General features: G+C 70.3%; 9 protein-coding genes. 1 reads left to right on the forward strand and 8 read right to left on the reverse strand.

Translation table 11 applies throughout. From position 1 onward, the window contains the following. Positions 1-14: 14 nt before the first annotated feature. Positions 15-1,208: a glycerate kinase gene (locus ACH4S9_RS24665; protein ID WP_398373859.1), complete on the forward strand. Its 1,194-nt coding sequence runs from the start codon at positions 15-17 to the stop codon at positions 1,206-1,208. Positions 1,209-1,501: 293 nt separating this feature from the next. On the opposite strand, the gene pssA is transcribed toward ACH4S9_RS24665, so the two are convergent. From pssA to ACH4S9_RS24705, 8 genes are all read right to left on the reverse strand, one after another. Continuing rightward, positions 1,502-2,368: a CDP-diacylglycerol--serine O-phosphatidyltransferase gene (gene pssA, locus ACH4S9_RS24670; RefSeq protein WP_311730829.1), complete on the reverse strand. Its 867-nt coding sequence runs from the start codon at positions 2,366-2,368 to the stop codon at positions 1,502-1,504. Continuing rightward, on the reverse strand, positions 2,355-3,011 hold the full coding sequence (locus ACH4S9_RS24675; RefSeq protein WP_398373860.1) for a phosphatidylserine decarboxylase: 657 nt from the start codon (positions 3,009-3,011) through the stop codon (positions 2,355-2,357). The genes pssA and ACH4S9_RS24675 overlap by 14 nt, the downstream gene beginning before the upstream one ends. A gap of 182 nt (positions 3,012-3,193) precedes the next feature. Next, the gene (locus tag ACH4S9_RS24680) at positions 3,194-4,405 is read right to left on the reverse strand and encodes an acyl-CoA dehydrogenase family protein (RefSeq protein WP_311730827.1); all 1,212 of its coding nucleotides are present in this window, start codon (positions 4,403-4,405) and stop codon (positions 3,194-3,196) included. Between the two features lies 1 nt (position 4,406). Next, positions 4,407-4,922: a MaoC family dehydratase gene (locus ACH4S9_RS24685; protein WP_311730826.1), complete on the reverse strand. Its 516-nt coding sequence runs from the start codon at positions 4,920-4,922 to the stop codon at positions 4,407-4,409. A gap of 4 nt (positions 4,923-4,926) precedes the next feature. Continuing rightward, the gene (locus ACH4S9_RS24690) at positions 4,927-5,901 is read right to left on the reverse strand and encodes a CoA ester lyase (RefSeq protein ID WP_361189081.1); all 975 of its coding nucleotides are present in this window, start codon (positions 5,899-5,901) and stop codon (positions 4,927-4,929) included. Further along, on the reverse strand, positions 5,898-7,937 hold the full coding sequence (locus ACH4S9_RS24695) for a protein meaA (protein ID WP_398373861.1): 2,040 nt from the start codon (positions 7,935-7,937) through the stop codon (positions 5,898-5,900). Before ACH4S9_RS24695 ends, ACH4S9_RS24690 begins: the two co-directional genes overlap by 4 nt. Continuing rightward, complete coding sequence (ccrA, locus tag ACH4S9_RS24700) at positions 7,934-9,298, reverse strand: crotonyl-CoA carboxylase/reductase (RefSeq protein ID WP_398373862.1); 1,365 nt, start codon at positions 9,296-9,298, stop codon at positions 7,934-7,936. Before ccrA ends, ACH4S9_RS24695 begins: the two co-directional genes overlap by 4 nt. A gap of 366 nt (positions 9,299-9,664) precedes the next feature. Then, positions 9,665-12,526: a glycosyl hydrolase family 95 catalytic domain-containing protein gene (locus ACH4S9_RS24705; RefSeq protein ID WP_398373863.1), complete on the reverse strand. Its 2,862-nt coding sequence runs from the start codon at positions 12,524-12,526 to the stop codon at positions 9,665-9,667. Between the last annotated feature and the right edge of the window lie 7 nt (positions 12,527-12,533).

Consider the following 12,533-nt stretch of genomic DNA (forward strand, 5'->3'; position numbering starts at 1 on the left):
GAGGGGTGACGACGGTGGCGGATGCTGCGAAGGCAGAGGCACGCGACGGGATACGGCCGGGAGCGCCGAGGCGGGTGCTGATCGCCGCGGACAAGTTCAAGGGCTCGCTGACGGCCGTGCAGGTCGCCGCTCATGTGACGGCCGGGCTGCGGCGCGGCGCGGCGGGCGGGGCCGGGGCGGTGAGCGTCGAGGCGCTGCCCGTCGCGGACGGCGGGGACGGGACGGTCGACGCGGCCGTCGCGGCCGGGTTCGAGCGGCGCGAGGCGCGGGTGACCGGGCCGTTGGGCGATCCGGTGACCGCGGCCTACGCGCTGCGCGGCGAGGTGGCGGTGGTCGAGATGGCCGAGGCGTCCGGGCTGCGCCATCTGCCGGAGGGGCTGTTCGCGCCGCTGGCCGCGACCACGTACGGCAGCGGGGAGCTGCTGCGCGCGGCGTTGGACGCGGGCGCCCGTACCGTCGTCTTCGGGGTCGGCGGCAGCGCGACCACCGACGGCGGCGCGGGCATGCTGGCCGCGCTGGGCGCCCGGCTGCTCGACGCCGCGGGCGAGCCCGTGGGGCCCGGGGGCGGCGCGCTGCGGGATCTCGCCACGGCGGATCTGAGCGGCCTGGACCCGCGCCTGGCGGACACCGAGATCGTCCTGGCCAGCGATGTCGACAATCCGCTGACCGGGCCGAAGGGCGCGGCGGCGGTGTACGGCCCGCAGAAGGGCGCGACCATGGCCGATGTCGTGCTCCTGGACGGCGCGCTCGCCCACTTCGCGGAGGTCCTGGAACGGTCCGTGGGGCCGCGGGCCGCGGAGTACGCGCAGGCGCCCGGCGCGGGCGCGGCGGGCGGCATCGGCTACGGCGCGCTGATCGGCCTCGGCGCGGCCTTCCGTCCCGGTATCGAGGTGATGCTGGACGTGCTCGGCTTCGCCCCGGCGCTCGAACGCGCCGATCTGGTGATCACCGGCGAGGGCTCACTCGACGAGCAGACCCTGCACGGCAAGGCCCCGGCGGGAGTGGCGGCCGCGGCGCGGGCGCGCGGGGTCGAGGTGGTCGCGGTCTGCGGCCGTCTCGCGCTGCCGGAGGCGGCGCTCGCCGGTGCGGGGATCAGCCGCGCCTACCCGCTGACCGCCCTGGAGCCGGACCCGGCCCGCTGTATCGCCGAGGCTGGCCCGCTTCTGGAGCGCGCGGCGGAACAGCTCGCGGCGGACTTCCTGTCCTGAGCGCGTCCCGCCTCGTCGCGGTTTTTTGCACGGAAACGGGGTGGCCCGAGCGAAACGCTCGGGCCACCCCGTTTCGGCCACACCAGTGGGCTGTCCCCACCCGCCCCTTCCCGACCCAGGGGCTCCGCCCCTGGACCCGGGGTCTGGGGCGAAGCCCCGGTTGGGGGAAGGGGCGGGGTGGGGAATGAGCCAGTAGCCCGTCCCGCCTCGCCGGCGCGGACACGCGGCACGGAAACGGGGTGGGCCCGAGCGATCGCTCGGGCCCACCCCGTTTTGTCTGCCTGATCGCCGCGCTACGGCAGCTGCGCCGCCCGGGACTCGCGGCGGTTGTCGCGGAAGGCGTTGACCCGGCGGGCCGTGGCGAAGAGGGGGATCACCGCGCCGAGGACCACCTGGAGCGCGCAGGCCGTCTGGAGCAGCAGCTCGCCGCCGGGGGCCTCGAAGGCCCAGGCCGCCAGGAGCCCCATGCTGGTGACGATCCAGCTCAGCATGGCGACCGCGAGCCGCCCGCGGGGCTTGGGGTACTCCACCCGGCTCACCATCAGCCAGGCGACGCCGATGATGGCGAGCAGCGTGGGGACGAAGGGCAGGCCGAGCAGCACGACCGACACCACGGTCAGCGCGCCGAAGGGACTCGGCATGCCCTGGAAGACGCCGTTGGGCATGGTCACGCAGGAGAATCGCGCAAGCCGTAGCACCACCGCCAGCAACACCACGATCGCGGCGACCGCCGACACCCGCTGATACGCGTCGTCGGCGACCATGCCCCACACCACCACGAAGTACGCGGGGGCCAGCCCGAAGCTGATCAGGTCGGAGAGGTTGTCCAGCTCCGCGCCCATCGCCGAGCTGCGCAGCTTGCGCGCGACGAGCCCGTCGAAGAGGTCGAAGACGGAGGCGAGCAGCATCAGCATCACCGCGGAGGCGGCGCTGTGCCGGGTCATGCCGCCGTCCTCGCTGCCGGTCAGGTGCGGGATGAGGACGCCGGTGGTGGTGAAGTACACCGCCAGGAAGCCGCAGGTCGCGTTTCCGAGGGTGAGGGTGTCCGCTATCGACAGGCGCGTCGACAACGGCATGTCGTCCGTCTCGTCGACGTCCTCTTCCACCTCGGCCCCGGGGGACCAGGTGGCGGCCTGTGTTTCGGGATCAGTGACGGTCAAGGCGAGTCACCCCCGCTGTGGTGGTCTGGCCGACCTCGACCGCGACATCGATGCCCTCGGGCAGATAGATGTCGACACGCGAACCGAAACGGATCAGACCGATCCGCTCGCCCTGCTCCACCTTGGTGCCCTGGGGCACATACGGCACGATGCGCCGGGCCACGGCCCCGGCGATCTGCACCATCTCGATGTCGCCGAGCTCGGTGTCGAAGTGCCAGACGACCCGCTCGTTGTTCTCGCTCTCCTTGTTGAACGCGGGCACGAAGCCGCCGGGGATGTGCTCGACGGACGTCACGGTGCCGGCCAGAGGGGCGCGGTTGACGTGGACGTTCAGCGGGCTCATGAAGATGGCGACGCGGGTGCGCCCGTCCTTCCACGGCATGATGCTCTGCACCACGCCGTCGGCCGGGGAGATGACCCGACCCTGAGCGATCTCTCGCTCGGGGTCGCGGAAGAACCACAGCATGCCCGCCGCGAGAGCGGTGGCGGGCACGGCGACCGCCGCCCAGCGTCCGGAGCGGCGGGCGCGAGCGAGGCTGACCGCCGCGGTGGCGACGGTCGGGAGGAGCCACGGCGACGCTCCGCGCGCGAGGCGTACGCCGGCCAGGCTGTCGCGTTGTGCAGAGGAATGGCTGTGGGGCATGGATGACCTTCGTAGCGGAGGGTGCCGCGACATAACACTTGGGGACGGCGGCTTTCCGGGATGGTATCGGTTGCGAGCGGTAACTGGGCAAGCGCCAGGGCCTGTCGATGGCCGAAGTCTCCCTGGCGTGGTGTGATCTTCTTCTCGCGGCTACCACCGCGATACCGCACCAAAAGGGATATTCAGCCCTGGATGCGGTACTCCTCCAGGAGCCTTCGTCCGATAATCATTTTCTGAATCTCGGCGGTCCCTTCGCCGATGAGCAGCATGGGGGCCTCGCGATACAGGCGCTCGATCTCATACTCCTTGGAGAAGCCGTAGCCGCCATGGATGCGGAAGGCGTCCTCCACGACCTCCTTGCAGTACTCCGAGGCCAGATATTTGGCCATCCCGGCCTCCAGGTCATTGCGCCGGCCCGAGTCCTTCTTGCGGGCCGCGTTGACCATCATCGCATGAGCCGCTTCGACCTTTGTGGCCATTTCTGCCAGTTTGAACTGGATGGCCTGGTGCTGCGCGATGGGTTTGCCGAAGGTGTGCCGTTGCTGTGCGTAGGCGACGCCGAGCTCGAAGGCGCGACGTGCCACGCCACAGCCGCGGGCGGCCACGTTGACCCGGCCGACCTCCACTCCGTCCATCATTTGGTAAAAACCCCGGCCGGTCGCGCCGCCGAGGACGCGATCCGCCGGAATGCGCAGTCCGTCCAGAATGAGCTCGGTGGTGTCGACGCCCTTGTAGCCCATCTTCTCGATCTTGCCGGGGATGGTGAGCCCGGGCCGGACCTCGCCGAAGCCCGGCTCCTTCTCCACCAGGAAGGTGGTCATGGACCGGTGCGGGGGGACCTCGCCGTCCGCCTCACCCGACTCGTCCGTCCGGCACAGCACCGCCACCACCGTGGAGGTGCCGCCGTTGGTCAGCCACATCTTCTGGCCGGTGAGCAGATAGTCGTCGCCGTCCCGGACACCCTTGGTGGTGATCGCGGACACATCCGAGCCGAGCCCGGGCTCCGACATCGAGAAGGCGCCTCGGATCTCGCCCAGCGCCATCTTGGGCAGGAAGTACTCCCTCTGCTCCTCGGTGCCGTGCTGCTTGAGCATGTACGCGACGATGAAGTGGGTGTTGATGATCCCCGACACGCTCATCCAGCCGCGGGCGATCTCCTCCACACACAGCGCGTAGGTCAGCAGCGACTCGCCGAGCCCCCCGTACTCCTCGGGGATCATCAGCCCGAAGACACCGAGCTCCTTGAGGCCCTCGACGATCCGGGCCGGGTACTCGTCGCGGTGTTCCAGCTCGGTCGCGACCGGGAGGATCTCTTTGTCGACGAAGTCCCTGACGGTGGCCAGGATCTCCTGCTGGACGTCCGTCAGGCCGTCGGTCTGCGCGAGGCGGCTCATCTCAGTCCTCTCCCAGCTCGGAGACGGGCGGGCGGCCGGGCTGCTCGCCGCCCCGCTCCTTGATGTACGTCGCCGTCGGCACCATCACCTTGCGCCGGAAGACGCAGACGAGCGTGCCATCCTGTTTGTAGCCCTTGGTCTCCACATGGACCACGCCCCGGTCGGGCTTGGACTTCGACGGGGTCTTGCCGAGCACCGTGGTCTCGCCGTAGATCGTGTCGCCGTGGAAGGTGGGCGCCACGTGGCGCAGCGACTCGACCTCCAGATTGGCGATGGCCTTGCCGGAGACATCCGGCACGGACATGCCGAGCAGCAGCGAGTAGATGTAGTTCCCGACCACCACGTTCTTCCCGAAGTCGGTGGTCTTCTCGGCGTAGTTGGCGTCCAGGTGGAGCGGGTGGTGGTTCATGGTCAGCAGACAGAAGAGGTGGTCGTCGTACTCGGTGACGGTCTTCCCCGGCCAGTGCCGGTAGACATCGCCCACCGAGAACTCCTCATACGTGCGGCCGAACTGCATCTGCTCACCCCTCCGGGGCTTCGAAGCGGGACGTCCGGGTCATGCCGGCGGCCCGGCCCTTGCCGGCGATCACCAGCGCCATCTTGCGGCTGGCCTCGTCGATCATCTCGTCGCCGAGCATCGCCGAGCCCTTCTTGCCGCCCGCCTCCGACGTGTAGTACTCGTACGCGTCCAGGATCAGCTCGGCGTGGTCGTAGTCCTCCTGCGCGGGCGAGAAGACCTCATTGGCGGCCTCGACCTGGCCCGGGTGCAGCACCCACTTGCCGTCGAAGCCCAGCGCGGCGGCGCGGCCGGCGACCTCGCGGAAGCCGTCCACGTTCTTGATCTGGAGATACGGCCCGTCGATCGCCTGGAGGTCGTTGGCGCGCGCGGCCATCAGGATCTTCATGAGGATGTAGTGGTAGGCGTCGGCCGGGTAGCCGGGCGGCTGCTCGCCCACGACCAGCGACTTCATATTGATCGACGCCATGAAGTCGGCCGGGCCGAAGATGATCGTCTCGATGCGCGGGGAGGCCTGCGCGATCTCGTTGACGTTGTTCAGGCCCTGGGCGTTCTCGATCTGCGCCTCGATGCCGATCCGGCCGACCTCGAACCCCATCGTCTTCTCGATCTGCGTCAGCAGCAGGTCGAGCGCGACGACCTGCTGGGCGTTCTGCACCTTCGGCAGCATGATGCAGTCGAGGTTCGGGCCCGCCCCCTCCACCACCGTCACCACGTCGCGGTACGTCCACTCGGTCGTCCAGTCGTTGACGCGCACGACCCGCGTCTTGCCCGTCCAGTCGCCCTCGTTGAGGTACTTGACGATGGTATGCCGCGCTCCGGGCTTGGCCAGCGGCGCGCACGCGTCCTCCAGGTCCAGGAAGACCTGGTCGGCGGCCAGGCCCTGGGCCTTCTCCAGGAAGCGCGGGTTGCTGCCGGGCACGGCGAGGCAGGAGCGGCGCGGACGCAGACGGTTCACAGGCGACGGGTGCGCGGTCATACGGGGACCTCCAGGGGGTCGAGCTGGTTCGCGGTGCGGATCTCATCGACGATACGGCCGATGATCTCTGTGATACCGAAGTCCTTGGGGGTGAAGACGGCAGCCACTCCGGCCTCGCGCAGCGCGAGGGCGTCCGCGGCCGGGATGATCCCGCCGACGATCACCGGGATGTCCGGCGCCCCGGCCGTGCGCAGCCGGGCCAGCACCTCCGGCACCAGCTCGGCGTGCGAGCCGGAGAGTATGGAAAGACCGACGCAGTGCACGTCCTCGGCGACAGCCGCCGAGACGATCTGCTCGGGGGTGAGCCTGATCCCCTGGTAGATCACCTCGAAGCCGGCGTCCCGGGCCCGTACGGCGATCTGCTCGGCGCCGTTGCTGTGCCCGTCCAGGCCGGGCTTGCCGACCAGCAGCCGCAGCTTGCCGACGCCGAGGTCGGCGGCGGTCGCCGCGGCCCTCGTACGCACGGCGGCGAGCGGGGTGCCCGCCTCGGCGGCGACCGCCACGGGCGCCCCGCCGACCCCGGTCGGGGCGCGGTACTCACCGAACACCTCCCGCAGCGCCCAGGCCCACTCGCCCGTGGTGACGCCCGCGCGGGCGCACTCCAGGGTCGCGGCCATGAGGTTGTCGCTGCCCGCCGCGGCCTTCCTGAGCGCGGCCAGGGCGTCCTGGGCCCGGCCCTCCTCGCGCCGGTCGCGCCAGTCGACCAGTGCACGGACCACCCGCGCCTCGTTCGCCGGGTCCACCGTCATGATCGCGGTGTCCAGGTCGGCGGTGAGCGGATTGGGCTCGGTGGACTCGTAGCAGTTGACGCCGACGATCTTGTCCTCACCCGCCTCGATACGCGCCCTGCGCTCGGCGTGCGAGGCGACCAGCTGCGCCTTGAGATAGCCGGACTCGACGGCGGCCATGGCCCCGCCCATCTCCTGGATCCGCTCGATCTCGGCCAGCGCGGCCTCGACGAGGGCGTCCACCTCGGCCTCGATCACATGCGACCCGGCGAAGATGTCGCCGTACTCCAGCAGGTCGCTCTCGTGGGCGAGGACCTGCTGGATGCGCAGCGACCACTGCTGGTCCCAGGGGCGCGGCAGCCCGAGCGCCTCGTTCCAGGCCGGGAGCTGTACGGCGCGGGCGCGGGCGTCCTTGGAGAGGGTGACCGCCAGCATCTCCAGCACGATGCGCTGGACGTTGTTCTCCGGCTGGGCCTCGGTCAGCCCCAGCGAGTTGACCTGGACGCCGTAGCGGAAGCGGCGGTGCTTGGAGTCCTGGACGCCGTAGCGCTCCAGGGTGATCCGGTCCCAGATGCGGCCGAAGGCGCGCATCTTGCACATCTCCTCGATGAACCGGACGCCCGCGTTCACGAAGAAGGAGATCCGGGCCACCACATCGCCGAAGCGCTCCTGGGGCACCTGCCCGGAGGCCCGGACGGCGTCCAGCACGGCGATCGCGGTGGACATCGCGTAGGCGATCTCCTGCACCGGGGTCGCCCCGGCCTCCTGGAGGTGGTAGCTACAGATGTTGATCGGGTTCCACTTGGGGATGGCGCCGACCGTGTACGCGATCATGTCGGTGGTCAGCCGCAGGCTCGGCCCCGGCGGGAAGACATGCGTCCCGCGCGACAGGTACTCCTTGACGATGTCGTTCTGCGTGGTGCCCTGGAGCGCGGCCACGTCCGCGCCCTGCTCCTCCGCGACCACCTGGTAGAGCGCCAGCAGCCACATGGCGGTGGCGTTGATGGTCATGGAGGTGTTCATCCGGTCCAGCGGGATGTCCTGGAACAGCCGCCGCATGTCACCGAGGTGGCAGACGGGGACGCCGACCCGGCCCACCTCGCCGCGCGCCAGGACGTGGTCCGGGTCGTAGCCGGTCTGGGTGGGCAGGTCGAAGGCGACGGACAGGCCGGTCTGGCCCTTGGCGAGGTTGCTCCGGTAGAGCGCGTTGGAGGCCTCGGCGGAGGAGTGCCCGGCGTAGGTCCGCATCAGCCAGGGCCGGTCCTTTTTCCTCCGCTCTTCGCTGCCCCGCTCCTCGCGGGCCGTCACGCCGCGTCCCGGAAGATGTTGATGGCGTCGAGGTGGCGCTCGCGCAGTTCGAGGTCGCGCACGCCCAGGCCCTCCTGCGGGGCCAGCGCCAGCACGCCGACCTTGCCCTGGTGGAGGTTGCGGTGCACGTCGTAGGCGGCCTGGCCCGTGTCCTCCAGGGAGTAGACCTTGGAGAGGGTCGGGTGGATCCTGCCCTTGGCGATCAGGCGGTTGGCCTCCCATGCCTCGCGGTAGTTGGCGAAGTGGGAGCCGACGATGCGCTTGAGCGACATCCACAGATAGCGGTTGTCGTACTCGTGCGTGTAGCCGGACGTGGACGCGCAGGTGACGATGGTGCCGCCCTTGCGGGTGACGTACACCGAGGCGCCGAAGGTCTCCCGGCCCGGGTGCTCGAAGACGATGTCCACGTCCTCGCCGCCGGTCAGCTCGCGGATGCGCTTGCCGAACCGCTTCCACTCCTTCGGGTCCTGGGTGTGCTCGTCCTTCCAGAAGCGGTAGTCCTCCGCGCTGCGGTCGATGATCGCCTCGGCGCCCATGGCCCGGCAGATCTCGGCCTTGCGGGGCGAGGAGACCACACAGATCGGGGTGGCGCCGCCGGCCAGGGCGAACTGGGTGGCGTAGCTGCCGAGCCCGCCGCTGGCGCCCCAGATCAGGACGTTGTCGCCCTGCTTCATCCCGGCGCCGTTGCGGGAGACCAGCTGCCGGTACGCGGTTGAGTTGACCAGGCCGGGGGCGGCCGCCTCCTCCCAGCTCAGATGGTTGGGCTTGGGCATCAGCTGGTTGGACTTGACCAGGGCGAGCTCGGCGAGGCCGCCGAAGTTGGTCTCGAAGCCCCAGATGCGCTGCTCGGGGTCGAGCATGGTGTCGTTGTGGCCGTCGGCCGACTCCAGCTCGACGGACAGGCAGTGCGCGACGACCTCGTCGCCCGGCCGCCAGATGTTGACGCCCGGACCGGTGCGCAGCACGACGCCCGCGAGGTCGGAGCCGATGATGTGGTACGGCAGGTCGTGCCGCTTGGCGAGCGGGGAGAGCCTGCCGTACCGCTCCAGGAAGCCGAAGGTCGGCAGCGGCTCGAAGATCGAGGTCCAGACGGAGTTGTAGTTCACCGAGCTGGCCATGACGGCCACGAGCGCCTCGCCGGGGCCGAGCTCGGGCACCGGCACCTCGTCCACGTGCAGGGACTTGCGGGGGTCCTTCTCCTTGGTGGTCTGGCCGGCGAACATCTCGGCCTCGTCCTTGTGCACGGTCACCGCGCGATACGACTCGGGGACGGGCAGGGCCGCGAAGTCCTCGGGCCCCAGTGCGGGGGAGCCGTGCTCGGACGCTGTCGACGCCAGGATCGCGTCCAGGATTTCGTTCATCGGTGCCTCCGGCGAAGCGTCGGGGGACGCTTGAGGGAACGCTGGGCTCATGACGGTTGCTGCTGGTGCCGTCGGTCCGGCGGAGGTGCTGCTGAGCGGTGCTGCTGTTGAGCGGTGCTGCTGTTGAGCGGTGCTTCTGAGCGGTGCGCGGTTGGCGCGGAGGGTGCCTGGTGACGCAGGCGGTCCGGGCGCGCACGGCGGGCGTGCGGGGACAGCCCGGACAACATCACCGTATGGCACTCCGTGTCAGGTCGCAAGACACTGCGTGCCAACAAATTCACTCAATTGTCACCCCGGTGGCACACATGAGCGGCGGCGGCCGCCCCGGATGGGACGGCCGCCGCGTCGTGGAAGGAAGGTCGGCTGTCAGCCGCTCTTCTCCAGCGAGAGCGCGAAAATGTGCGCCCTCGCGGTGCCCGAGGGGGCGCCGAGGGTGATGGAGGACAGCTCCTTGGCCGGGTCGAGCGCCACCTTCTGGTGGAAGATCGCCGCCTTGGTGCCGAGCGGGCCGGTGCGGGTGTGGATCTGGCTGGTGCGCACCGCCTCCGTCTCGCCGTACTTCGGGCCCGACAGCCAGGCCGTGAGCTGCACGTTCACCTTTGTGGTCGAGCCGTCCGCGTAGCCGAGCTCGGCGGGGACGGTGACGTCCGCCGTGTCGCCGGAGCCCAGTACGTGCAGCTTCGCGTACGAGCCGACCGGGACGGAGACCTTCTGGCCGGCCGCGATGACGTTGTTGTCGGAGCCCTCGCTGCCGTTGGTGAACGAGAAGGAGACCCCGTCGTCCTCCGTCTGCGCGGTCTGCGGCAGCTGGGCCATCGGATATGTCCGCCCGGTGCCGTCGAAGTCGCCGTCCCCGTAGTACATCTCGGTGGTGATGGCGTCGTTGTCGAAGTGCCCGACCAGATCCACCTGGGTCACCGCGCCCGTCTCCGGCACCGTCGGCAGCCCCCAGCGCTCGGCGGGGCTGGTGACCTTCACGGGCGCGATCTCGAAGTCCGGCCGCGACCCCGCCGGGTACACCACCGCCTCCTCGTCCCGGTGCAGCTCCAGCTCGATCACGCCGTCGGCCACCTCGCGCCACTTCGGCGCGGGCCCGCCGACCCCGGCCACGGTGACCCGCCCGGCGATCGAGTGGCGGACCCGGCACGGCTCCCCGGCCAGGCTGCGCACCCGCACCCAGCGCGTCCTGCCGCCCTTGCGCACCCCGCTGACCAGGAACGCGCCCTGGGTGCGGAAGTCGTGCAGGGTGACATCCCGCCACTCGCCCGGCACACCGGGGAAGAAGCGGATGGTGTCGCCCCAGCTCTGGCAGAGCATGTCGTGGATCGACTGGGCGCCCGACAGCGGGGTCTCGATCACCGGGCCCGCCTCGTAGTAGTGCGTGTTCGGCTGGATGAACCGCGCCACCAGCTCACGCAGATACTTCAGCGCGTCGTCGCCCCGCCCCATCTGGGTGGAGATCGAGGCCGCGCCCGAGAAGCTGTAGCCGCGCAGCGCGCCCTCGAAGCTGATCCAGTGCTCCAGGGAGCGCGCGATCAGGTCGCGGTTCTCCTTCTGGTCCCAGTTGACCAGGTAGAGGGGGTAGACGGAGAGCATGTGGGAGTAGTGGCGGTGCGACTTCGCGAACGGCACCCCGGTGCCGATCATGAAGCCGTTCTCGTCCACCGGGTAGTCCACCAGCTTGTCCAGCACCTCGCGCCACTTCGGGGCCAGCTCGTCGTCCCTGCCCAGCAGCTCGACGGTCTCCAGCAGCGTCGTACAGCTCCAGCGCAGCAGCGCCAGGTCGTAGTTGCAGTCCGGGGCCGACCCGTACTCGGGCGAGAAGGTCTTCGGCAGATGCAGCTTCCCGTCCGACTGCTCCTGGAGAAAGTGCAGGTAGTAGTTGGTGGAGCGGCGCAGCAGCGGGTAGAGCACATCCTCCAGCAGGCCCCGGTCCATCGAGTGCCGGTAGGTCAGCCAGACGTTGTGCAGCGCCCAGGGCAGATTGCCCACCTCCGGGTCGCCGACGCCCGGGACCGGGACCGAGCCGTTGTCCTCGCACTGCGCGTCCGTGGAGCGGCGCAGCCCGGCCGAGTCGGCGCGGTACTCGGGCTTGAGCGCGCTGATCAGCACATCGGTGTTCTCGGTGAGGGTGCGCGGGATCGCGTCGAGCTCCAGGTGGTTGGAGCCGTGGACCGGCCAGTACTCCAGCTGGACGTTGAGGTTCCACCACACCCCGGGCCAGGGGGTGGGCTCCACCCAGGGGCCGGTGGTGGCCATGACCGGGGCGTGCTCACGGGCCGCGCAGGCCAGCTTGTAGAGCTGGATCCAGTAGAAGCTCTGGAGCATGCCGTCGGGGACGGAGATGAAGCTCTTGCGGTAGAAGCGGTGCCACCAGTCGCGGTGCGAGCGCAGCAGGCTGGAGACGGGCAGCGCCGACGCCTTGCGGACGGTGGTCCGCACCCGGCCCTCCGCGTCCGTGCCGGGGAAGGAGTGGGCGACCGCCAGGTAGTACGTGCGCTCCCGGCCCGTGGCGCGCTCCTTGTACGCGCTGGCCGTCTGCCCGCCCGGGACCAGCGACTGCACGGTGATGCCCAGACCGTCCTCGGTGCGGCTGACCGGGGCCGGGTTCGGCTCGAAGCCCGCCGGCGGGTTCTCGCGGACGATGCGAGGGCTGATCGCGGGGGAGGGGCGGTACTCCCAGTGGAAGCCCTCCTCGCCCTCGCTCGCCTCCACGGTGGCCAGCAGCATCGTCCGGTCGTTGTGCACCAGGGCGCGCAGCTCCAGCGTGCCCTTGTCGGTCGTGATCGTGCCGCGCACCTCGGCGTTCCACAGGTCCAGGCGCAGATCGACGCCGGTGATGGCGCCGACCGGGCGCAGCAGCAGATTGCCGACCGGCAGCCGCGCCACGCCCCAGTCGCTGCCGCCCTGGTCGGGGCGGTGATCCTGGGACTCGCTGTGGTGGACCGTGAAGCGCAGGGCGTTCTCGCCCGGCTCCTGGTAGACGATCGAGCCGAACAGCCCGTTGCCGAGGAAGGGCCCCTCGTACCAGGTGCGCGGCATCCGCTTCCAGACCAGGTCCTGTGCCGCCAGGAACCGCTCCCACTCCTTGTCCGTCCCCATGCCCCGCAGGGTCACGGCCTGCTGCGCCGCCGCCTCGGCGGGCTCCGTGAGGGTGACCCCCGCCGTCGTCCCGGCGGCCGCGCCCGCTGCCACCCGGCCCAGGAATCCGCGTCTGCTGACTGCCATCTTTCGA

The sequence above is a fragment of the Streptomyces sp. NPDC021225 genome, assembly GCF_044332865.1.
Lineage (GTDB): Bacteria > Actinomycetota > Actinomycetes > Streptomycetales > Streptomycetaceae > Streptomyces.

Coding starts and splice junctions, on each gene's coding strand:
- ACH4S9_RS24685 (WP_311730826.1), bottom strand. CDS start 4,922: ATGCAGTTCGGCCGCACGTATGAGGAGTTCTCGGTGGGCGATGTCTAC.
- ACH4S9_RS24680 (WP_311730827.1), bottom strand. CDS start 4,405: ATGAGCCGCCTCGCGCAGACCGACGGCCTGACGGACGTCCAGCAGGAG.
- ACH4S9_RS24690 (WP_361189081.1), bottom strand. CDS start 5,901: ATGACCGCGCACCCGTCGCCTGTGAACCGTCTGCGTCCGCGCCGCTCC.
- ACH4S9_RS24705 (WP_398373863.1), bottom strand. CDS start 12,526: ATGGCAGTCAGCAGACGCGGATTCCTGGGCCGGGTGGCAGCGGGCGCG.
- ccrA (WP_398373862.1), bottom strand. CDS start 9,298: ATGAACGAAATCCTGGACGCGATCCTGGCGTCGACAGCGTCCGAGCAC.
- ACH4S9_RS24675 (WP_398373860.1), bottom strand. CDS start 3,011: ATGCCCCACAGCCATTCCTCTGCACAACGCGACAGCCTGGCCGGCGTA.